The sequence below is a fragment of the Mycoplasma miroungigenitalium genome (genome assembly GCF_013008635.1).
Classification (GTDB): Bacteria; Bacillota_I; Bacilli_A; order Mycoplasmatales; family Metamycoplasmataceae; genus Mycoplasmopsis; species Mycoplasmopsis miroungigenitalium.
In genome coordinates this window covers 408,598-432,223 of the sequence record NZ_CP053096.1, presented here as the reverse complement: position 1 = coordinate 432,223, position 23,626 = coordinate 408,598, and the positions used below count along the sequence as shown (strand labels likewise).

The 23,626-nt window shown below is 30.4% G+C and carries 19 protein-coding genes and 3 tRNA genes; 11 read left to right on the top strand and 11 right to left on the bottom strand.

Annotated elements, in window-relative coordinates:
• Both HLA87_RS02030 and HLA87_RS02025 read left to right on the top strand, forming a co-directional pair.
• On the top strand, positions 1-1,191 hold the full coding sequence (locus HLA87_RS02030; RefSeq protein WP_171111431.1) for an acetate/propionate family kinase: 1,191 nt from the start codon (positions 1-3) through the stop codon (positions 1,189-1,191).
• Positions 1,192-1,278: 87 nt separating this feature from the next.
• Positions 1,279-2,160, top strand: coding sequence for an ion channel (locus HLA87_RS02025; protein ID WP_171111429.1), 882 nt, complete (start codon positions 1,279-1,281; stop codon positions 2,158-2,160).
• 33 nt (positions 2,161-2,193) lie between these two features.
• Here the strand turns inward: HLA87_RS02025 and HLA87_RS02020 are convergent.
• From HLA87_RS02020 to tapR, 3 genes are all read right to left on the bottom strand, one after another.
• Positions 2,194-2,267, bottom strand: a tRNA-Thr gene (locus tag HLA87_RS02020).
• An 11-nt stretch (positions 2,268-2,278) separates the two neighbouring features.
• Positions 2,279-3,514 (bottom strand): tyrosine--tRNA ligase, encoded by a 1,236-nt coding sequence (tyrS, locus tag HLA87_RS02015; protein ID WP_171111427.1) that lies wholly within the window; start codon positions 3,512-3,514, stop codon positions 2,279-2,281.
• Between the two features lie 14 nt (positions 3,515-3,528).
• The gene (gene tapR / locus HLA87_RS02010; protein ID WP_171111425.1) at positions 3,529-4,179 is read right to left on the bottom strand and encodes a TyrS-associated PheT N-terminal domain-related protein TapR; all 651 of its coding nucleotides are present in this window, start codon (positions 4,177-4,179) and stop codon (positions 3,529-3,531) included.
• A gap of 117 nt (positions 4,180-4,296) precedes the next feature.
• On the opposite strand from tapR, the gene HLA87_RS02005 reads away from it, so the two are divergent.
• Complete coding sequence (locus HLA87_RS02005) at positions 4,297-5,196, top strand: DegV family protein (protein ID WP_171111423.1); 900 nt, start codon at positions 4,297-4,299, stop codon at positions 5,194-5,196.
• A gap of 36 nt (positions 5,197-5,232) precedes the next feature.
• Here HLA87_RS02005 and HLA87_RS02000 read toward each other — a convergent pair.
• Positions 5,233-5,307: transfer RNA gene (locus HLA87_RS02000), tRNA-Trp, on the bottom strand.
• A 76-nt stretch (positions 5,308-5,383) separates the two neighbouring features.
• Between HLA87_RS02000 and HLA87_RS01995 the strand changes: the two genes are divergently transcribed.
• From HLA87_RS01995 to HLA87_RS01975, 5 genes are all read left to right on the top strand, one after another.
• Positions 5,384-6,022 (top strand): hypothetical protein, encoded by a 639-nt coding sequence (locus tag HLA87_RS01995; RefSeq protein ID WP_171111421.1) that lies wholly within the window; start codon positions 5,384-5,386, stop codon positions 6,020-6,022.
• A gap of 96 nt (positions 6,023-6,118) precedes the next feature.
• Complete coding sequence (locus tag HLA87_RS01990; protein ID WP_171111419.1) at positions 6,119-6,811, top strand: PHP domain-containing protein; 693 nt, start codon at positions 6,119-6,121, stop codon at positions 6,809-6,811.
• A 2-nt stretch (positions 6,812-6,813) separates the two neighbouring features.
• Positions 6,814-8,523, top strand: coding sequence for an AAA family ATPase (locus tag HLA87_RS01985; RefSeq protein WP_171111417.1), 1,710 nt, complete (start codon positions 6,814-6,816; stop codon positions 8,521-8,523).
• Complete coding sequence (locus HLA87_RS01980) at positions 8,516-8,806, top strand: hypothetical protein (RefSeq protein WP_171111415.1); 291 nt, start codon at positions 8,516-8,518, stop codon at positions 8,804-8,806. The genes HLA87_RS01985 and HLA87_RS01980 overlap by 8 nt, the downstream gene beginning before the upstream one ends.
• A gap of 80 nt (positions 8,807-8,886) precedes the next feature.
• Positions 8,887-8,962, top strand: a tRNA-Thr gene (locus tag HLA87_RS01975).
• Positions 8,963-8,981: 19 nt separating this feature from the next.
• Here HLA87_RS01975 and fmt read toward each other — a convergent pair.
• Positions 8,982-9,821 carry a methionyl-tRNA formyltransferase gene (fmt, locus tag HLA87_RS01970; protein ID WP_171111414.1) on the bottom strand — a complete coding sequence of 280 codons (840 nt, stop codon included), beginning with the start codon at positions 9,819-9,821 and terminating at the stop codon, positions 8,982-8,984.
• 92 nt (positions 9,822-9,913) lie between these two features.
• Here fmt and HLA87_RS01965 point away from each other — a divergent pair, with 92 nt between their 5' ends.
• Positions 9,914-12,829 carry a lysylphosphatidylglycerol synthase transmembrane domain-containing protein gene (locus HLA87_RS01965; protein ID WP_171111412.1) on the top strand — a complete coding sequence of 972 codons (2,916 nt, stop codon included), beginning with the start codon at positions 9,914-9,916 and terminating at the stop codon, positions 12,827-12,829.
• Positions 12,830-13,083: 254 nt separating this feature from the next.
• The gene (locus tag HLA87_RS01960; protein ID WP_171111409.1) at positions 13,084-14,514 is read left to right on the top strand and encodes a hexose phosphate transporter; all 1,431 of its coding nucleotides are present in this window, start codon (positions 13,084-13,086) and stop codon (positions 14,512-14,514) included.
• 81 nt (positions 14,515-14,595) lie between these two features.
• Here HLA87_RS01960 and rnhC read toward each other — a convergent pair whose 3' ends face one another.
• Together rnhC and HLA87_RS01950 are read right to left on the bottom strand one after the other, a co-directional pair.
• Positions 14,596-15,285: a ribonuclease HIII gene (gene rnhC / locus HLA87_RS01955; RefSeq protein WP_171111407.1), complete on the bottom strand. Its 690-nt coding sequence runs from the start codon at positions 15,283-15,285 to the stop codon at positions 14,596-14,598.
• Complete coding sequence (locus HLA87_RS01950) at positions 15,285-16,208, bottom strand: Cof-type HAD-IIB family hydrolase (protein WP_171111405.1); 924 nt, start codon at positions 16,206-16,208, stop codon at positions 15,285-15,287. Before HLA87_RS01950 ends, rnhC begins: the two co-directional genes overlap by 1 nt.
• A gap of 411 nt (positions 16,209-16,619) precedes the next feature.
• On the opposite strand from HLA87_RS01950, the gene HLA87_RS01945 reads away from it, so the two are divergent.
• Positions 16,620-17,813 carry an AEC family transporter gene (locus HLA87_RS01945; RefSeq protein ID WP_171111403.1) on the top strand — a complete coding sequence of 398 codons (1,194 nt, stop codon included), beginning with the start codon at positions 16,620-16,622 and terminating at the stop codon, positions 17,811-17,813.
• Positions 17,814-17,860: 47 nt separating this feature from the next.
• Here the strand turns inward: HLA87_RS01945 and ftsH are convergent, their stop codons facing one another.
• From ftsH to HLA87_RS01925, 4 genes are read right to left on the bottom strand one after another with little or no spacing between them, the layout of a single operon-like run.
• On the bottom strand, positions 17,861-19,933 hold the full coding sequence (gene ftsH, locus HLA87_RS01940; RefSeq protein WP_171111401.1) for an ATP-dependent zinc metalloprotease FtsH: 2,073 nt from the start codon (positions 19,931-19,933) through the stop codon (positions 17,861-17,863).
• A 43-nt stretch (positions 19,934-19,976) separates the two neighbouring features.
• The gene (tilS, locus tag HLA87_RS01935) at positions 19,977-20,861 is read right to left on the bottom strand and encodes a tRNA lysidine(34) synthetase TilS (protein WP_171111398.1); all 885 of its coding nucleotides are present in this window, start codon (positions 20,859-20,861) and stop codon (positions 19,977-19,979) included.
• Positions 20,845-21,402 (bottom strand): aminoacyl-tRNA hydrolase, encoded by a 558-nt coding sequence (pth, locus tag HLA87_RS01930; protein WP_171111396.1) that lies wholly within the window; start codon positions 21,400-21,402, stop codon positions 20,845-20,847. The genes tilS and pth overlap by 17 nt, the downstream gene beginning before the upstream one ends.
• Positions 21,402-23,564 (bottom strand): ATP-dependent DNA helicase, encoded by a 2,163-nt coding sequence (locus HLA87_RS01925; protein WP_171111394.1) that lies wholly within the window; start codon positions 23,562-23,564, stop codon positions 21,402-21,404. Before HLA87_RS01925 ends, pth begins: the two co-directional genes overlap by 1 nt.
• Positions 23,565-23,626: the final 62 nt, after the last annotated feature.

Here is a 23,626-nt window from a genome sequence, read left to right as displayed (position 1 = left end):
ATGAAAAAAATATTAACAGTTAACGCGGGTAGCTCAAGTCTAAAATGAGCACTATACTCATATACAAAAATGGAATTACTTGCAAAAGGTATTTGTGAAAGAATTAATTTAGATGGAAACATCATCATTAAAATGGGCGGCAAAACCTGAGAACATAAGGTAGATATGCCTAACCACACAGTCGCAGTAAAAGAATTATTAAAATTGTGAGAAATTCATAGCGTTGTACGCGATTTTGATGAAATTGAAGCTGTGGGATTTAGAACTCCTTACGCCGGACATGATTATTTATCACCAGTTATTTACGATGATAAAGTTAAAGAAGGAATAGAAGAAGCGGCAAAATTTATTCCACTGCATGCTCCTGCTACACTAGCGGCAGTTGAAGCATTCAATGTTGCATTACCAAATGTTAAAAAAGTAATTTGTCAAGATACTGCTTTCCACGCATCTATGCCTGTAGTAAATAGAACATTCGCAATAAACGCACAATGAGCAAAGAAATTCCACATTTACAAATTTGGATATCATGGTTTAAGTCATGACTACATAACCAACAAAATGCAAAAAGTGCTAAACAAAAAGAAAGTTAATATCGTAATCGCTCACCTTGGTTCAGGGAGCTCAATATGTGCAGTTAGAGATTCTCTATCTTATGATATTTCAGTTGGTTTCAGTTCATATGATGGTTTAATGATGGGTACTCGTGCCGGAGGAATCGACCCTGGTATTACCGACTACTTAGTAAGAGTTGAAGGTCAAGACGTTCAAGAAGTTCAGGATATGATGGTTAAAAAATCTGGTTTATTAGGAATTTCAGGTATTTCAAATGATATTCGTGATTTACACAAAGTTTACGATAAAGAACCTTCTGCAAAATTGGCAATTGATATGTTTGTCGCGAGAGTTGTAGACTATATAGCTAACTACTTAAACAAAGTTGGTAAAAGAATTGACGCTTTGGTCTTTACTGCCGGTATTGGTGAAAATGACGCAATAATTAGAGATATGGTCGTTAAAGGAATTAATGCTTACAACGTTAAACTTTCAGCACCAAAAAACATTCAAAAATACGAAGATTTCCTTGAAATTTCGACTCCTGGTTCAGAATTTCCTATTTATAAAGTCAGAACAGACGAAGAAGTTGTTATCGCAAGATATGTAAAAAACTTGATGAAAAAAAATAAATAATAAAAATGTGTTTAATGCACGTTTTTTTATTGCTAAAATGTGTTTTTTATAATTTTGGAGTTTGTTTTCTTTATATATAATACAATTATGACTGAAACAAACAAAACCAATAAAACATGATTTAACATTATAAAAGTAATTGCTACTTCTTCAAAGAATTTATCGAACATAGATAACAAATTTCACTGAATTACCAAATTACTGAGAAACGTCTATATGTCCATAATTTTTGTTGTCTATCTAGCTTCAATATTAACACTGACAATTAGATACAGCTCAATTAACGAAAACAATTGAATTAAAGCTTTATTAGGAATAAATCATATACTGGTTATTGTCATAGCTTTCATAGATTTTATTATGTGGGGAATAATCTCGTTTGAAGCCAAAAGACCATGATTAAATTTATTAAAATATCCATTCACTTTTATTGGAATTTTACTTATATTAATTTTAATACCGTCTGTTAATGAACTGATTATTACCTTTTCCGGAAGAGGTACAAAATTATATTTCTTACGTTATTTTGTCTTTGTAAGAATTATAAGAGTCTTCATGTTACTCTCATTATTTAGTCCTTTTGCCGCACTTTTTAGAGTTTTCAAAAAAGAAAAATATGTATTAATTTATACATTCATATTTATGTTATTTGTAATTATTATATTTTCATTGATTTTTTATAGTGAAGAATACAACACAACTACTAAAATTTTTATGCAAAAAGAAGGACAAACAGTTCCTGATGGTAATCAATTTGTAAAAGCAATATATTTTACAACAGTTACTATGACCACAATTGGATATGGCGACTTAACCCCAGCGACAGAAATTGGGCGCGTTATGGTAATTGTTCTTTCAATTATTGGAATCGCAATTTTTGCGATACCAAGTGGTGTGATCGCTGGTGGTTTCATATCCGAATTAAAATCACAAATTTCCGAAAGAACGAAAGAAGACAGCAATGAATAACAAAAAACCAACACCTGTGTTGGTTTTTTCATATGGTGCCGATTACGAGAATCGAACTCGTGGCTACTGATTACGAGTCAGCTGCTTTACCACTAAGCGAAATCGGCATAAAACAATTCTATATTGTTTTTAAAAGAATTGTTTGTTTTTTACCTTTTTTAAAAATAGCATATTTCGAATCATAAAATTTTGGACTAAATAAACTGTTTTCTTCAACTTTTTCACCATCCAATTTCAGTGCAGTTGCTTGAATAAATTCTCTTGCTTCTCTCTTAGATGAAATGAATCCCTTGTTAATTAAACAGTCAATAACATTCTCACCAACAGATATTTCGCAAATTGGCAAAGATGGTTCCATATTTTTTAAATCCTCGGGAGATAATTGGAATAAATCAAAGTTTTTATCAAACAAAAATTTTGTAATATTAACAGCATTTACAGCTTCCTCGTGACCAAATATATCTTCAACTACTGAAAATGCTAATTTTTCCTGCGCAACACGTTTAGCAGTGTTTCGGTTATGTTCGTACATTATTTTTTTAATTTCGTCAAGAGAAATGAATGTTAATCAGTTTAGCAATTTTTCAACTATTGCATCACTTTGGTTGTATAGGTATTGATACATGTTGAAAGGTGAAGACATTTCTTTATCTAATCAAAGTGATCCTCCACCTGTACTCTTGCCAATTTTTTTACCATTTTCATCAGTTAATAAATCAATTGTAATTGCAACAGCTTCGCTTTTTTCACCTAAATCTTTAGTTATCATATCCAAACCGGTAGTTATGTTGCCTCATTGATCGCTACCACCTATTTGAACTCGAACATTTTTCGATTTATATAAATGTAAAAAGTCATAACCTTGCAACATCTGATAAGCAAATTCGGTAAAAGATAAGCCTCTTTCAATACGTGATGACACAGAATCTTTGGCCAACATATATGCCACATTGATTAACTTTCCAGCATCCCTTAGAAATGTAAGAATATTCATATCCTTGTATATTGAATAGTTATCAAAAACTTCTAAACCAACTGACTCTAGTTGCAATTTAATTTTTGTTTTATTAATAACAACTTGTTCATTGTCTAGTAAAACTCTTTCAGAATCTTTAAATGAAGGATCGCCAATCATTCCGGTTGCCCCTCCGATTAAAGCGATAACATTAAAACCGGCATTCTTAAATCTTCTTAATGTTGACATAATTATGTAATTGCCAAGGTGTAAACTTTTTGCTGAAGGGTCAAAACCTCCATATACACTAACTTTTTTCGGGTCTAAATTATTAAATTTATCTTCATTGCTAATTTGTTTTAATATTCCCCGAGCTTTTAATTCTTCTATAATAGTCATAGTTTCTCCATTAATTATTTATAAATTAATTCAGGATAAATATCCTGTATTTTTTTTCCTAAATACTCATTTTTGTGTGATTTAGCAAAACTTAAAACGTCATTCTCAAATAAATCTTTATATTTATCTAAGCCAAGTGAAGAAGCACTACATAACATTCCTTCGCTAGTAACCCCCATTACTTCCCCAATTTTAATTTCTTGTCCTTGCGGTGTTATTGAACCACTCATATATCACGCCAAATATTTACCTTCGGTAGTATAAAGAGTATTAGTAATAATAGATTTCATGAAACTTCCAAAATTAACAGTAAGAACAAATAATTTTTCACTTTTTGGGTGTTGTTTGCGTTCGATTATTTGTCCTACCAAAACATTGGAATTATCATTAAAATTAAGCTTTTCTTCAGTAAGTTGACTGATTTCATTGATTAATGAGCTACAATAACTTTCGCTAGCAAATCCAAAAATTACGCTTGAATTGCTTACTGAATTTTCTTTGCAAAATACAGATCTCACTTTCAAAGACTGATTATTTTCTACTAAAACCGAATAAAACAATCCGTCTTTTTCAAAAGTTTTGGCAGCCGAAGCAATAACTGTTGAGTCAAAAACTACTTCAGTTGTATTTTTAAATTCTTTGTTGTAATTAAATATTATTGCCATAGTAGTTTTTATTATACTTTTAAAATTACAATTTAATAATAAATATTAATTTCACAAATTAAATCAAACATTTTAACATTAATGTTTTTTTTATTGCTTTTGCATTATAATAAACTCATGAAATATGCAATTGTAGTAGATTCTTCTTCTGCTTTAACCAAAAATCAAACTGATAAATTAGGATGATATTATTTACCATTACACATATCAATTAACGGTAAGGAATACAGAGATGGTATCGATATCAATGGTTCAAACTTATTTGAGTTTTACGGGACAAAAGAAGAAGCAAAAACATCAGCAATAAATTTAGGTGTCGCTGAGGAATTATTAACTAAATTGTCAAATGAATTTGACAAGGTTTTAGTGTATCCAATTTCAAAAAACTTATCAGGAACTTGCAATTCATTAACAACTTTAAGTCGTGATTTTGAAAACGTTAGAGTCGTGCAATCAATTCAAGTTTTACAAATGATAACAATAGATTTGGCTTGATTTGAATATCAAATGAGCAAGGATTCGTCGAAATTCGATGAGTACGTAGATATGATGGAAAATGGATGATACACAAAAGCAATCACATTAATACCAAAATACAACCAATATCTTGTTAAGGGCGGGCGTTTACACCCTACTGCCGCTTCGGTCGCAAGGTTATTTAAAATTGTCCCAATGATTTGTTGGGAAGAAGGCTTTCTAAAAAAAGAGGCTGTGGGAAGAAGTTTTTTCAAAACATGCTTAAAAGCAGTGGAAAGAAAACAAACAATGTTACCTATCGAAGCAGGTAAAGAATTATTCACCATGGCCTTACATTCGATGGCAAAGGACCCTGAATTAACTGACTTTGTTAACAATATCACAGAAACGCTTGGAGTTAAACCTGTTGTTGATTTAATTGGTCCGGTTGTTTCAATCCATACAGGCCCCGAAGCATTAGCTGTTTTAGCCTTTGTTTTAGAACCAGAAATCATTAAAATAATTAAAGAAAAATTCGAAATAATTAAAGAAGTGGCGTAATTGCCATTTTTTGTTTCAAAAAAAAGATATAAAAAATGGCAGGAGTGACAGGACTCGAACCCATAACACACGGGGTTGAAGCCCGTTGTTCTACCATTGAACTACACTCCTAGCTCAAATTGCTAAATTATTATACCAAACATTTTTAGAGTTTAACTCATTTTTTGTTTTCAGTTATAATTTTTGCATGCTTAAGAAATCTAAATCAAATTTAGAACCTAAATCAAATGGCAAAATACACACAAGATCCGGTCTAATTTACCATATTGTATGTTTGGCGGTTTACCTAGCATTTTTTCTTATTGCTGGTGTATCTGTCTTTTTAGGTTATATCCCTTTTGGACCAACTCAATTAACTTATTTACCTTTGATTGTTGCGATTGCCACAGTCCACCTAGGTTTTAATGGTTCATTAATCTCTGGATTAGGTTTTGGTTTTTCTTCTTTTATTGCTGCATTTATTTTGGGTGTAATTAAATACCAAAATTTTGATTTGTCAGTAATCCCAAGAGTAATGATGAGTTTAGTTGTATATTTGATTTACATACTTATAAATATGAAAAATAAACCAAAAATGTGAAAATTTTTAATACTGATTTTAGCAGCAACTTTTTTAAATACCACTTTTGTGCTGGGGTCGCAATATTTTCATAATAAATTTATTGGAGAACTTAAAGGGATTTTACCTCCGCTTGAATGAATGGTTGCTCACACGGTGAATTTAATTGCTGAGCCAATATTTAATTTATTAATTGGATTAGCTGCATATTTACCTTTACTTGAGATACGAAAAAAATACTTAGAAAGATTGAATTTATCGTGATAATTCAATCTTTTTATTGCATTTTTACTGAAAAAATGTTAATTTTGTTTAAATTAAACAAATCTAAATAATTCTTTATAATAATAAAAAAGGAGAATAATGCAACAAAAGAAGATTATTATTGATTTACACATGCATTCTCCTGACTCAAATATTTCAGGCAGCAATGTATCAATTTTTGATGAGCAAATTATGATAGAAAAATTAGTTAAAAATTATGTGTCGGCCGCTTGCTTTTCGGACCATGACAAATTATTTTTAGAAAGTTATCAAAGAAGACTTAGTTTAATAAAAGAAATGAAAGCGAATATATTGCTGTTACCTGGTTGTGAAATTAACCTAATTTCATGCAAAGACAATAAAATTGCTCAAGCCGTAATTGTTTTCGATCCTAATGAAGATTTAGAAAAAATCGAAAAAATTATAAACTCTAACTTTTCACACATGAATAGAAAAAATCACAGTTACAAAAGTTTATGCGAACTTCTTGAAGGATTCAAATTTATGATATTCCCACACGTTGGAAAGGGGAAGGACTTTTTAGTGTTAGAAGATTTGATTGGTTATCAAGTTGACGGTTTAGATTCAACTACTTTTAATTCCTCTAATCTAAAAAAAGTTTCAAACTTTCTCGATGATATTCCGATTGTAATGTTTAGTGATGTTCACGATTGAAAAAAATATCCATATGATAATACTAAATATCAAACATATATAACTGTTAATGGCGAAGTTTCTTTCGATACTATTAAAGAAGCTTTAAATAAGAAATTAGTAGATATAAAGGAGTAATAATGATTAAAAAAATAGTTTTTAAAAATACGAAAGACGAAAAAACCAAAAAAGAAGTGAATTTTGGAAAAATAAATGTTATCTTAGGAGAAAAAGGATCAGGAAAGAGTACATTTTTACGTCTTATTGCTGAAGCAATAGCAAAAACAAATATTTTTAAAAGAGGAAGTAAGATAGAAGACTTTGTCGAAAGCAAATATTGTCTAGCAATCGATAAAGTTGTCGACGAAACAGGAGAATATTATTCAAACAATTTTCTTAATCTTAACAAGTCACAAAATAAATATACTGAAGGTTTAAACGAATTACAAGAAAAATTTAGCTGTTATATAACACAAAACGATTCACGGAAATCGTCTATTGATTATTCTTCTAAATTTAAAAAACTTGTTAAAGAGAATCTGCCTATATATGTATCAGAAATACTTAAAGATCCTATAAATACCGAATTTCTGCAACCTTATGATGATTTAGCGAAGGCTTTTTGCGAATACAATGATTTAAGCAAAAAAACAATAAATTATCACATACCATTTATATTGGAACAAACCAAAAACGTTAATCCATCACTATCGAGCTTGCAGACAAACACATTTGACTGAAATGCAGAAAAAATGCATTTAAATAGTCTTGGGAATAATTTATCGAATGGTGAAAGCGGAATAAAAAGACAAATAAATATAATAAGTTCATTAAATTTAGACATAATTAAAAATATAAATAGTTTAGAGCATTATAAAGATTATTATAAAAAAGAGTATGCTGAATTCAATTCAAAATTAGTGATTTTAGACAAAACATTGAATGATTTTTTATTGGCAACCGAAAAATTAAATATTAAAAATACAATGTTGAAAAATGCTTTAGAAAGTTTTGTGTCAAGTTATGAATATGCTTTGAAGACAGCAAAAGAAAAATTAAATAAAAGTGAAAACAATTTAAGTCAATATAATGAATTGTGCGAATATTTCGTTAAATCTGCGGAAAAGCTGTTTAACTGCAATAAGGCTTATAAAAACGTAATTGATAATGAAAATAAAGATACGTATGAAGTAAATTGGAATTTTAAATGGAAAATTCCTAATGAAGACGCAATATTTTTAAAAGTTGAGCCATTTGATTTAGACGAAAGCAACATTCAACATATTATTAAAGAAACTATCGGTCTAAATGACAATAAAAGAAAAAATATTATTGATCTAATAACATCCTCAAACGTATATACATTAATGTCGCAGCGTAAAAAAGAAGAAGTTATAAATTCATTGTTAAATGAACATATCAAACTATGTGTTGGAGATAAAAACTATGACCAGATGTCAAACGGCGAAAAATCGCTTTTCGGTATTGTGCACACTATTTCAAATATTGATTCTGGAGATAATAGCGAATATTTATTACTTGACCAAATTGAAGATGACTTGGATAATTACACAGTTGTAACGAAAATAATAGAATTGCTAAAAGAATTCAAAAACACCAATAAGCAATTGTTTATAGTCACTCATAATGCTAATATCGGTACTTTATTAGAAAGTGATTCAATTACAATAGATTTGGAAAAAGAACTGGATCAAAAAATGGTCGAAAACAAAATAATTAATAAAAAAGAAACTGCCGAATCATATTACTTAGAAGGTGGGTTTGAGGCTCTTAACAAACGAAGCGAAATATTAAATTACAAACTTAAAAAAGGAGAAAACAATGATTAATATCGATTTTAAAACAGATGAAGTAAAAGGGGATGTATTAATAATAAAAGATACAAAGAGTAAGAGTAAATGGGAAATTTATTTAAATAATCCAAAAGACACATGAAATAAAGAAGCAATTGATAAATTTCTCGTCGAATTTGTAGCAAATCATTCATCCGATAATAAAAATGTTGAATTGGTGGTTGCTGAAGAAACACTCGAAGCCTCAAAAGATAATACATCAGTTTCATTAATTATTGAATTATTTAAAAAATTTATTGAAAGATTTAAATCTTTATAAAAGATAACAAAAAAATTCCGAACCAGCGGAATTTTTTAAATGATTTTATTTTATATAAAATTATATTATAATACTTTTGCGCCGTCTTAGCTCAGCCGGTAGAGCACATCCATGGTAAGGATGGGGTCGCAGGTTCAAGTCCTGTAGTCGGCACCATATACCCGCAAAGGGTTTTTTATTTTAAAATTACGCGTTTTTTTCCTTCAAAACTATAATCTGATAGATAAAGCTTTCCATCAACTAAATCGAATGTTGGTGCGTTTTTAAGTTTATCTTTTTGGGCAAAATGCACTTTTACTCTCTTGTTATTAATGAAGCAATAAGCAGACGGATTCGGGTTGAAAGCTTTAATAATCCGCAATGCCCGATCACAAGTCATTGTTTTTTTTATTTCTCCCGCTTCTTTTTCTAATTTTGGGCTAAAAGTAACACAATTTTCATCCTGTACAGTTCTATGGTATTTATCATTATCAATATCGTTAATTCAAGATACGATATTTTCAGTAGCAATTTTTTGCAATTTTTCAAAAACATCTTTTGATGTGTCGTTTTCATCGATCTTTACTGATTTTTGAACAAAAACATCTCCAGCATCCATTTGTTTAACCATTTCCATTATGCTAATGCCTGTTTCGGAATCACCGTTTAATACCGAATATTGTATCGGGGCAGCCCCCCTATAATTAGGCAATAAAGAACCGTGAATATTTAGATTAAGTTTATTTGCAATATCTAATATTTTAGACGGTATAAATTGGCCAAAAGCAGCAGTAATCAAATAGTCATAATTCAATGATTTTAACTCATCATAAATATCACCAATTTTTTCAGGTTGAAAGCATTTAATGTTGTATTTTAAAGCCAATTCCTTTGTTGGGGTTGGGGTTATTTTTCTCCCTCTTACCGAAGGTCTGTCAGGTTGAGAAACAATTGCAACAACATCAAAATTTTTGATTAACTCCTCAAAAATAGGAACGGCGAATTCAGGAGTTCCTGCCAATAATATTTTTTTCATAATAACATTATAATAGTTGAAATCAATTTCGGTTACTATTTTATAGAGTTGAAGGCAATTTTTTTATATATAATTAAACAAAGTGGAGGAATATGAATCCTGTTTTTGAAAAATGACGAGCAAAAGAAACAAAAGACAAATTGTTTGCAAAGAAAATACTGTCTTTTGGTTTAATAAATAAAGAGGCGGAAATCAATTATGCTTTTAGCAAAAGCTTGTTTTTTACTGGTAACAAGATTATTGCAGAAATCGGGGTTGGCACCAATCTAATTAATGAATACACCGTTACCGCGATTGCTGAATCGCTCGGCAATATGCTTGATGACAGAAAATTACACTCAAAGAAAATCTTTTTCGGAAATGACCAATCATTTCACGGTAAACTATACTCAAGCATCATGAGCAGAGTACTAGACAAAAAAGGTTATTCTACAAATATATTAAAGAACGCTGAAAAAGTACCTGGCGTAGTACATAAGGCAATTACTGAGAAATATGAGATTCCTGTCCGTCTTTATATCGGAAAGTACAAAAATGTTAAAAATAGTATTCAAATAGCGTTTTACTGAGGCGATGGTAGTGATTTTAATGCAACTGATATAACTGAAATCTCAATGAAACTAAACGAAGTCAATTATTTGATGGTTTCAATACCCGAAAACGAAATTAATGTTAACTATATTGAAACACCAGAAGATAGTATTAATAGTGCATTTGAATTTATAGCATCTCAAAAAACATTATCAAAAATTAATGACAATAAATTTGCGTTTGATATTTCTTCATATGAACATTATTCATACATTAAAGAAATACATAACAAACTCAACATCAAAGTTAAATACCGTAATAATAAAACAAATAAAAACTGGTACAAATCAAATCTTAATCAATTAAACAGTCTTAATATGAAGTATTGATTTAATAAGAATGATGCCAACTTTGCAATTAATAGGTCAGGCAGCGGTGTCTGTGTATCAATAAAACACAAACACCTTTATAAATACCTCAAACCCGATCAAATATCAGCTATATACCTTCATTTTTTAATCAATGATGATCCTGATTTCGATAAATCTAGATTAAAAAACGCAATTGTGGCGCGGAGTTTAAATTCTTCATCTTTACTTGATACCATTGCAAAAAAATATAATATTCAAACATTGGTTTTTCACAATCGTTCGTCATTATACAAATCACTAGATGGCAAAAATGATTTGTTAATTGCTCATACTAATAATTTTGAATATATGTTAAATTCTTCGAATTACATATTCGATGGATATATATTCTCGTTGGAATTAATGAGAATGATTTCAATTTATAAAGAAAATGGACTCACACTTTTTGATGTCTTAAATAAAATTTATCTTGAATACGGATATTGTCACACTCAAACAAAATCATATGAAATGTCCAAAAAAAGTATCGGTGGGTTCATTAATAGGTTAAAAAACGCATCATATGTCGGAGAACAAAAACTGGTTAATCACAAACTAATTAAGGACCACGCTATTGAATCTAATCTCTATTTAAAGCTTTGTTTTGAACAAGGCGACAATTCAGTAATTACATACAATTCATTAGACGAAAAAATGACAATTCTTACTGACGTTAAACTAAGAAAAGTAGATGATGATCCTAAGCTAGGTGTTATTGTTCGGGAAAACAATATGTTAGATAGTATATTAGAATATAAAGAAATATCGGCGACAGCTAAATTAAATATACTTTCTGTATTTAAATATGCATGTTTTGTATTAATACTATTTGGTATCTTCGCGTTTTTATTCCACTCCGTTTATAACTTTAAGAGTTCAAACTCAGTAGGTTCAGTCAATATTGGTGAAATATTTTCTGCCATGTGATCTCAAATTAATACATCAGTATATTCAAGGATATCATTCATCGCTATAATAGGAGGTTTTTTAATATATTCACTTACGAATGCAATGATTTTTAAAAAACTTTTAAAATGGCAAAACATAAAAGTTAAATTTACCGATTTATTAACAGGTTCGCTTATATCTTTAGTTTCTCAAAACGTAACTCCAAAATCTATCGGAGGAGATATTGCGACATATTGATTTTTAAGAAGAAGAAACGTACCACGTCCCCAGCTTATTTCTTCAATCGTAATAAATACATTTATTTGACAAATGAGTAATATATTTTTAATAGTTGTGTTTTTACCAATCGGAATTTATTTTTATGGTAATTTCTTCTCAAATGTTAAAACTGATAAAACCACATTAATTATGTTAATTTCATTAATATTAGGAATAACTATAGACTCAGTTTTAGCCATTGGTTTTTTAGTGCTGGCACTAAATAAAAAAATACAAAATTGAATCTTGAATAAATTAATTAATTTTCTTGAATGACTACCGTTTGTTCCGATTTATGATGCCGATAATAAACGAGCAAAACTTCAATATGAATTTTACAAGGTACGCCATGGATTAAAAACAGTTATTAAGAAATGATATAGATTCATTGAATTATTATTTTGAAAAATATTGCCTTGAGCGTATGTTCCTTTAGCTTGATTCGCTTTATCAACAGATATGCTACAATCACCAATTATAGGCGGGTCATATTTCAATATGATGGTAGGTAGTGTATTGATTAGAAATATTAACTCAATATCACCAACGCCGGGTGGTACTGGCACAAGTGATATTATCAGTAAAACTATTTATGAATTCATTATCAAACCATCCAATGATTTAGATATTGCTGCTCGCTCATCATTGCTAACCTCTATTAAAGGGGTTGGAGAGGTAATTGTCCCAACATTTCTATCAGCCGTTATTTTACTATTGGTTTTTATAGGCGAAAGAAGAGTTGACATCCATAAAGCCAAGAACAAGAATTTTAAATTGATTAATAATCAAAATTTAAAACATTCTAGTGAAACAAAAACAAAATTTTATAAAATTAGTTTTACTTTATTGTCTATTATATTATTGATAATAGTACTTAGTTTTGTTTTTGTGAATTGATAAGAGCAGCTTAATGAGTTGCTTTTATTTATAAAAAATATTGAATAAACATTCAATATAATTACCTATAAAACCAACAATAATAATCTCGAAAATAGAACATTAGTTAAAAATATCAACTAAAATTGTGTTTTTTACTAAAAATATAGAAAAATAGGGTTATTTGCTGCTAATTCTGAACCTTTTATTTTATTTCCTTTATAATAAAAACGCATTTAAAATAAATTAGATGTTTAATAAATTGAAAGGAGAATTGAATGAATAATTCACAAAATGACAAAACCACTGCAACCAGTTCTCCGAGGAAAAATAAAACACTTTATGGTATTTTTCTTTGAGCTGTAATTTCGTTTGCATATTTATTGTTTGTTATCAATTGAGGCTTTTCAATAGGTTTAAATGGTAGCGGAATTAAAGATGGCATGACTCATGCCGGTGTCTTGGGACACTTCAAAATTATCAATGATACATCATTTGCATTAAACAATAACGCCGCCAACTGGGGAATAACTTTTGGGAGAGGGATAGGTTCTGTAGTGGTTGCTTTATTATTGGTGCGTTACGCACACAAAAAAACAACAATCATTGCCTTAGTACTTACACTATTTGGTATACCAGCTCAATTCATGCCAGCTGCACCATATGGATATGTGCTATATCTTTTACTAAGAACTCTAATGGCTATTGGTGGAACTATGATGATAATTCTAACTCAACCCATTGTTGCTAACTTCTTCACTAAAAAACAAAAATCAATTGCCTCACAATTTGGTATTTGATTTTACCCATTGGGTACTATAATATCAATTGTTCCATTTGTATTTATTTCAAAATTGGACACAATTCAAAATAACTGACAAGTTATATTCACAGTGCTAGCAGCACTTAATGTCATTCCTTTATTAATATTCATTTTTATGGGTTCAAAATTTGATATTTCTAATAAAACACAACAATCAAATAATAAAGAAGAAAATGCTGGAAAAATTCTTTTAGGTTATTTAAAACAAAAACAAACATACGTATGAGTAATGCTTTTTGGTGGTTGATTGGCGGCAGTAGTTTTCCCAACCAGTTTATCAATTAATTTCTTTGCTGACTTAGCCGGAGTTAAAAGAGCATTATTTACTAAAGAAATTCGAATCTGATACATTCTATTTTTAGCGGCGGTGTTTATAGGGCCAATATCGGTTGGTTTATGATCTAGATACAATTTAAAACGTAGATGATTTGTTGCTACGATGATTGGCAGCGGAATACTATTCTATGTGCTTTCAACAATAATATTTATTTTTGGTATTGCTAAGCAACCTAACGGTAGTGCCGTTCGTATCACAAGTTTCATTTTCTTTTATGCTTTTGGATTCTTAGCTGGTCTTTGCTTATGAGGTATCCAAGGTGTTATCCTCAATCTACCTCATGAATATAAAGATACAAACCCAAAAACAGTTGGATGAATGTTTAGTTTAATATGAGGATTCGGATATGTGTTCTTTACACTGTGTTTAATCATAATATCATGCGTACCTCTTATAGGTGGCGCAACAAATACAGGCAACAACTTTACATATGCGTTAATTGGAACCTGTCTAATAGTTGTAATGTCATTAATATCAGTAATAGGGGCTCTATTAATAAAAGAACCTTCGCCCGATGCTAAGACATTTCCAAGTTGATTTAAAAAATAATAAAAATTCAAGGGTCGCCTTGAATTTTTAAATTATTAATTAAATTTGCCTACAATACTCAAAAATGAGTAATTCCGGTAATTATATTTCCATTTTAAAAGTCGTTTTACAGATATCTGCAATAGTTATGTCGCTACGTTTCTCAAATAGCTCTTTTGCGAATTCTTTTACTTTTTGCGAAGCACCAAAAGGAAATTCTACACCATATTTTTGATTCATTTCTTCCATCTTATATAGAAAAGATTCTCTTGCTAATATTGAGGCACAAGCAACTTCTAGTGAAATATCTTCAGCTTTATTCGCTAATATAATATCTTTTTCGATATTTGTAAACTTGACAAAGAAGTTATTATTCATAAATTTGTCATAATATTTTTGAATACTATTGGTTGTTGAATATTTATCAATAAAAATAAAATCGTATTCAATATTTTTAATCAAAATTTTATCAATAGAACTTAAATGAGTAAACATTTTTAATTCATTGCCATTGTGCATTTTGCTCATATTGTTAAAACCTTTAGGTGACAAAACATAAACGCCGTAAACGCATAATTTTCTTATTAGAGGTGCAAGCACCTTTATTTTAGTGTCGCTAATCTTTTTAGAATCAATAGCACCCAATTTAACGAGTTTTTCTTTATTTTCTTGCGGTATTAAAACCGCCGCTGACACTAGCGGACCAAAATAATCGCCGACGCCTACTTCGTCAACTCCGATAACTTTTTTGTCGTTAACATTAACTAATGAACTAAATTCTATAAACTTCATTAATCATCTGCTTCTGTATTAACATAAGAATTCTTCTTCATTTTAGAGCGAACTCTTAAGCTTTTAGCTTTTTCTTCTTCAGGGTTATCAAGGAATTTGTTAATATAGAAACCTACAGCCCCTTCAGTGTTTTTCTTATTAATTCTCACAGTTGCGTGCTTTTTAACTGGTTCTGGAGCATTTTTCATTACTACAGCAGTCTTAGCAACTTTAAACATTGAAATGTCGTTATGACCGTCACCGAAAGCCACGATATTTTCTAGCGGAATATCGTAATAACGACTCAATAATGAAATAGCACGGCCTTTGTTTACTGACACATTCGTGATATCAAAAACAGGCGTTAAACCTTCTCCTTTCGATCAATATGAAAATTCACCTAAATCTCCATATTTTGCTCTTAAATAATCTCTTAAATCGTCTGGATCTGTTGTTTCTTTAACATCAAATATAATTCCGGTAGGTCTCAATGGAATTTTATTAAAATCCAATCCAACTTTAAATTTAGGATTTTCTTTAAAACCAAAAACTCTCTCAAGCGCTTCATCTCTTCTTTGTAACTGAACTCATCCAGGCCCTTCAATAGCAACGTTGCTAATTTCTTGTTTAACTTTTGGATCGCCTAAAATGTAAAGCATTTCATTCAAGTTTAAATATTTAATTAAAGGAATGAAGTTTTCATCACTAGGGTTATGAATTTGAGCACCATTGTAGTTTGTAACTACGGTATCCAGTCCTAACATGTTGTAAATAGGACGAGTCGATCTTCATGGTCTACCAGTTACTAAGCAAACAATATGTCCCTCAGCTTTTGCTCTTTCGATTGCTTTTATTGCAACTTCGTGAATAGTTCCTTCTGAACTAGAAGAAAGAAGTGTACCATCTAAATCAATTGCAAACAAATATTTTTCTTTTTCTTGCATAATTCTCCTTAAGAATTTAATATATTAATAATTATAAACCAATTACTGCTATTTCAAAATGCCCAAATATAAGTTCATTTTACCGTTGTTATTGAAAAACAGTCTGATATGTGTTTTGCTTACGATATAAACAATAGTGGAACTATATTTCCACAATGTGGTAATGTAACCATATGGAAATATTACGATAATATTTGACGAAAATAACTCATAAATGTATTTTTTCGTAAAAATATCGTCGAAAAACTTGATTAAATCTTTTTTATTCTATATTTTCATATATAGCTTATATATAGAATAATAAGTAATATAAAGTATATAATTTAATCGGTACACAATAACAACTATATTCAAGATGTTATCGTTGCCAATTAATATTTATATTAATATAAAATATTACGAAAGGATAATATGGAAAATTTAGTTAAATTACTAAAATCACAGAACTTATATGGTGCTGTTATAGCAACAATGTTTTTCGTTCTTGTTGGTTTCTTCGTAACTAAAAAAGGTATTTTTACTAAAGAAATTAACGGTAAAATATCAACATTTTTACTACAATGAGCACTACCTTTCTTGTGTATAGTTGCGTTTATGGCGCCAGCCAAAGCAGACGTCGCTAAAGAAGTTGGTATTGTAATCGGACTATCTGCTGCATTCTACATTTTAATTGCGGTATACAATACTTTAATTATTAAGTTTGTGCCTAGATCAAGACTAGTTTCAGCTAAAATTAGAGCTCAAGCTGAAAAAATGTATGAACAATCAGATAAATCACAATCACCTGCTCAATTCAGAGAAGCTCAAATCAATAGTTATACTCAAAAACTATTAACTTCACAAATGATGTTAGCATATGCATCATTACAATTCTTTGCTGTTCCTTTGGTAAAAGCATTAGGGGCACCAGTTTTCAACACTAGTGCAACAGCTCTTTTACAAGTGTGAAACTTACCATACATGATTGGTGCCTTCACATATGTTAAAATGGCTTACTCGGGTCAAAAATTCTCTAGAAATCAAATTAAACCTATTTTAAACGCAATTTTCAACCCAATGATGATTTGTTTATATGTCTCAGCTATTTTATGAGCATTACAATTCATTCCAGCAATTCCTAAATTCAACGCTGCCGGAGAATGATATTCAGATACCACAAACGGTACACTACAATTCTGACACGCATTCGGTTCACAAATCCCAATGATTATCGAACCAATTAAAAAAATGGTAGATGTTATTTCACCATTAGCATGAATCGTAATCGGTGGTTCATTGGCAACATCAAACCTAAAAGAAGCTGCTAAAGATAAAGAAGTTTGAATTACAACAATTAGAAAAGCATTAACAATTCCTGTTGTTATGTTACTAGTTTGTTTACCATTCGTTAAATTCGGATTACTATCAGTATCTACTGGTACATTGTTAGTTATCTTAGGTGCTTGTCCTCCTGCTGCAGTTACAATTATTTTCTCTGTAGCTTTCAAACACGAACACACACCATATACTGCACAAGTTTCATCACTATCAACATTGGTAAGTTTAATCGCTCTACCTGTTTGAACTGTTGCTAGCTATGGAATCTTCAATGCATTAGTTGCTTAATATTTAGAAATTAAAATAGTCGCTCGCGCGACTATTTTTTTAACTTTTTATTTTTGATCTGAATTATTATCAGGTGTATTTGTTTCATTTAATAGTTCATCTAATGAAATATTTGCAACAGTTTCATTATGGGTTGCTTCCGATTTTGGAGGAAGTTTCATATGTTCTGCTATATATTCAATTTCTTCGGCAACTATTGTTTCTTTATCTAGTAATGCGGTTTTAATTAATTCTAAAAGTTCCCTATTATTATTAATAACTTCATGAGCTCTTTTTTGAGCCTCTAATACTATTTTTCTAACTTCTAAATCTATCTCATGACCAACTTCAGGTGAGAAAGCAGCGGATTTCAAATAATCTCTACCCAAGAAAGGAGAACCTTCGTCCGCCTCGTACTGAATTGGCCCAAGGCCAGACATTCCTCATTCGGTAACCATTTTTCTAGCTATTTTTGTTGCTTTTTGAATATCATCACTAGCTCCAGTAGAAATATTTTCTGCCCCATATATTATTTCTTCGGCAGCTCTACCACCCATAAACGAAGTAATCATTGAGATTAATTCTTGTTTTGACATATTGTATTTCTCTTCTTCCGGAGTCATTAAATTGTAACCGCCAGCTTGTCCTCTAGGAATGATAGTAATTTTTTGAACTTTATTACCACCAGGCACTTTTATACCCACAACCGCGTGACCGGCTTCGTGGTAAGCAACCATAGTCAATTCCTTCTCCGATATAACTCTATTCTTTTTGGCAGGACCCGACATAACTCTGTCAATCGCCTCGTCAATATCCTCCAACGTAATAACATCATGGTTGAAACGCACGGCTAATAAACTTGCTTCATTAATAACGTTTTCTAATTGAGCTCCCGAATATCCCGGAGTTCTTTTGGCAACTTTTGCTAAATTTACATTTGGTGCGATTCTTTTTCCTTTTGCGTGTAATTCTAGAATTTCTTCTCTTTCTTTAACATCGGGTAAACCAACAGTAATTTGACGGTCAAAACGTCCTGGTCTAATTAGAGCTGGGTCTAATACGTCAGTACGGTTTGTCGCTGCAAAGAATAACAAACCAGTATTTTCTGTCATACCATCCATTTCAACAAGTAGTTGGTTTAATGTTTGTTCACGTTCATCGTGTCCACCACCCAGACCAGCACCTCTTGTACGCCCAATTGCGTCAAGTTCATCTATGAATATGATTGCTGGTGCGTTTTTGCGTGCTTCCGCAACAACGTTTCTGACACGTTTAGCACCTAGCCCAACATACATTTCAACAAAATTCGAAGCAGATATAAAGTAGAATGGAACATTTGCCTCACCAGCCGTTGCTTTAGCAAGCAATGTTTTACCCGTTCCCGGAGGACCGCCCAATAAAATACCATGTGGCATTCTTGCGCCAGCTTTAACGTATTTTTTAGGATCTTTTAAATAATCTACAATCTCAGAAATTTCTTCGATTGCTTCTCTGTTTCCAGCAATATCTTTAAATCTTTTATCGCTTTTAACTTTTTGGGCTACGCTTTTATCTTCACCGGCCATTCCGACCATACCACCCTTAAATAAAGATCTGGTAAATAGTCAACCAATAAGAATGAAAATAATTAATGGTAACGCCGAACGAATAACAACTTCTAAAATAGATGTTTTATTTGACGGCAGTCCAGAATAAATAAGCGCTTTTCCATTTACTACATAGTCCGAACCTTGTGTAGCATCATTTAATAATGAAGCAAATGTTTTTGTTTCGGGACCAAACCCTGGATGGGTTTGCGCCAAGGCGCCTATTCTTTCATTTTGACTAAATCACTGAGCAATGTTCTCACGACCTATCTTAGCAGTGTATAATGAACTTTTTCCATTGTCAACAAATTCATAGTTTACAAGTCCATTATAAGTATCTCAATTGGCATATCTTATGTATGTGTTATCGCTTGTATTGGCTATAGCTTTAGATATATGAGCATGCCAAGCATTAATATCAACCTCTGCAGGTGTTGGTTTAAATTTTTCTCACAACATCCATATCAGTACGGCCGCAACAATAACGCCTAATATAGTTAATAGTGTTACGGTTAATTTCGATTTTTTAGGTTGATTGGTTTTATCGTCTCTCATAAAACTCCTTTCATTTAATAATTCAATTATATATTAATTACAATTATGAAATATTCGTTAATTTACCTCTTTTTTTGATTAATTTGATTTTGTCTTTTAAAATATATTCAGAAGTACGGTTTTTTGATAAATATCATTGAATAATTGAATCAATCTTATTTTTTGAAAGTTTAATTTCGAAAAAGTTTTCATGAATAAATTTATAGATAATTTGTGCTTTATACTCGCACAATTCAAAAAAATCTTGGCTATATTCACTATCTTTCCAGCATTCAAATTCTTTAAGTATTTTTTCTTCGGTTTTCATTAATAAAGAATTTTTTTTATAAAAACTACTTATTAATTCGTTTTTTTCCGCCAATGAGTGTTTTTGCAACTCAAGACGAATTTTATTTCTTTCGCAAATCGGCAACGAATTCGTTGAATCGATACTATAAGGAATATCTAAATCCTTAATTTTGAAAAGTATTTCATCCTTAAAGTATAGTTTGATAAAAGGTCTATAGATATTCATTCCAAAATTGATATTTTTATCTTTTATACCAAAAAACAACACCTCTCTATTAGAGTTTTTTTGCATTAAGGCCGTTTCTAAAAAATCATCTTTATGATGACCCATAATTAGTAAATCGCAGTTCTCCTTGTCATAGACAGATTTAAAAAATTCATACCTTTTTGTTCTTGCTCAATTTTCAAAATTACCTTTGCATTGTGTGTAATCGAAAATTTTAAAGAAAAATAAAACATTGTTTGACTCGCAAAAATTCTTAACTAACTCTGTTTCATAATCACTTTCAGGACGAGTTTTGTAATTTATGTGAGCTACAACCAAATTTTCAGAACCGTAAGTATCTATACTTTTTCTTAATAGAAACATGGAATCTGGGCCGCCGCTTACAGCTATTAATTTTTTATTTTTTATTTTCACTATTAAACTTTTCAATAACAATCTTTATGTCGTTGTAAACAAATGATAATGCTGCCTCTGCCGCTACATCAGCAACTTGTTCAACAATAGCAATTTCCTCGGGTTTAAAATTGCTTAAAACTCAGTCTTTTAGTTCATAATTTTTGTCGCGACCAATACCAATCCTTAATCTTTTAAAATCATTAGAAATTAAATTATCGATTACATTTTGCACACCATTATGTCCTGCACTTGAACCACCAATTTTTATTGAAGCCTGCCCTAAATTAAAATCTTTTTCATCATAAATAACCATAACATCGGATGGTGAAATTTTATAAAAGTGGCAAATTGCTTGAATAAATTCACCAGAACGATTCATATAGGTTGAAGGTTTTGCAATAATAAAATCATCTCCAATTCCAAATTTGCCATTGAATTTGTCTTTATTAAGCTTAATCCCGGTTTTTTCAGATATTTTGTCAATAACCAAAAAACCTGCATTATGGCGTGTAAATTTATATTCTTGACCAATGTTTCCTAGCCCCACTATAAGTTTCATTATTCTCCTTTTTCAATAAAAGCACCGAATGAAGTATAAGCTTTTATATCTCGATTATTATTTTTTATTTTTCAAATATAAAAATTTAAATTTCCAATAATTATTAATTCTTCTTTTGCTCTTGATGTCCCAGTATACATTAGTTTGGTTGTCATCATTCAATCATACGCATCAAAAACAGGCAAAATCACACACATAGATTCTGAGCCTTGAAATTTATGTACCGATAGGGCATAACCTAAAGAAACATATGAACCGAATTCTTCTCTCGTATATGTGATTGATTTATAACCAAAGTCAACTGTAACTTCTGTATTTGCATTAATTTTTGTTATAGTTCCGATTTCTCCATTATAAACATCTAATTCATAATCATTTTCTAATTGGACAACTCGATCACCTACATAATATAACCTGCAAGTGTCTCCATGACCATACGATATTGAATCAATGTTTTTCTTTTTCAATTGATTTCTCAATAAATTTCATTGTTGAAGTATATCGTTTACTGCTTTTATACCTACTTCGCTTTTATGAATTGGTATCAACACAGCTACATTTTCGATCCCATACTTTTCAACCGAAAGCTGATATTGCTCAACAATTTTTTCCGTAAATTCAGTCTCGCTTATTTCGTGTCATTTAATTGATTCAGTTTTTAAAGAAGGTGTTTTTTTGTTTTTTATTGATAAGAAATGGTCGCAAATTTCCTTTTTATCAGTTCTGAATATATCCGTAAGAATAGTTGTGGCTATTTTGCCGGACTTGACTATATCTTCAAGCATATTCCCTGGACCAATGCAAGGCAATTGATCTGCATCACCAACAAAAATGATTTTTTCTAGTCTAGGTAGATTATTAAGTATTAAAAATAGCAAATCAACCGTAACCATTGAAAACTCATCAATAATTAAAACTTTGTGATCTAAATCTTTGTAGCTTGCTAATTGTATGTTTTTAAATGGTTCTTGTGCAATTCTAAATAATGAGTGAATTGTTTTCGCCTCAATATCTAGCTTGTTTTTTAAATTTATGGCAGCGCGTCCTGTTGGTGCAACAACGGCGATTTCGGATTTTTTATATATTTTATTATCCACAAAATAATTAATTAAATATTTAATTACATACGATTTGCCCGTTCCGGGAAACCCTGAAATCACCGATACTTTTTTATTAACTCCATTAATGAACGCTTCTTGTTGCAATGGTGATAAAACACTTGAAGTTTGGGTAACAGAATTGTTATTTTTATATTTATTTAATCTTAATAATTCGTCAGCAATATATTTTTCTTTAATTAACATTTTAGCAGTTGAAATCCTATTTTGAGTTGTATCAAAAAACAAAATTGATTCGTTCACTAATTTTTGTATAGCTTCAATAAGCGTTGTTTCTGAATAACTTTTGCGGTCCTTTTTAATAGCATCATATAGCTCAATAAAATCTACTAATGTCGAATTATTATTCATTAATTTTGTTACATTGTTATATATCAAGGCATAAAGCCTTTTATCTGACTCGTCTAAGTCCATACAAATTCCTAGTTTGTCAATAATTTCAAACTTATAATCGTAATCATAGACCAAAGAATAGGGGTTTATCTCTCTAAGTTTTTTTAATAAATCTTCTTCACCAAATTCAATTTTCAGAACGTCATAAAGTCGTTCAAGTCCATTATTTACAAAAAAACTATATGTCTCGTCGTCATAACTAACAAAAAATTCTTTAAGAGATTCGAAAAGTTTTGGCGAAACTGAACTTTCAAATAGCATAGGTTCTTGTTTGAATTTTTTAGCTCAATCAGAGCCAAACTTTTCTTTAAGAATTTCAATTGTCCTTTTTCCAACTCCTTTTACTGTATTGATTAGCACTCTTTCGAATTCTTCATCATTTTTAGGTTCACTAATTGCTAGAGATATTAATTTTTTGGAATTATATTTACTGTTTGTATTGTTTGTATACTCAATATCGTAAAAAGATAATAATTTAATTTTTTTATCGGTAATAAAAATCGAAAAATTTTCACGATTATCAGTTTCAAAAATCGCTAGAGTGTATTTCCAATCTGCTTTCTCGCCACCGCTTAAAACTTTTAAAAATCTTCCGCGAGCACTAAATAATTTATTTTGCGTGTATGTCTTTTTACCGTAATTGTCGTTCATATATTACATTATATTGAATTATCCATTTATTTTTAGGTTTTTCTTTAGTCTGTAATTAGGTG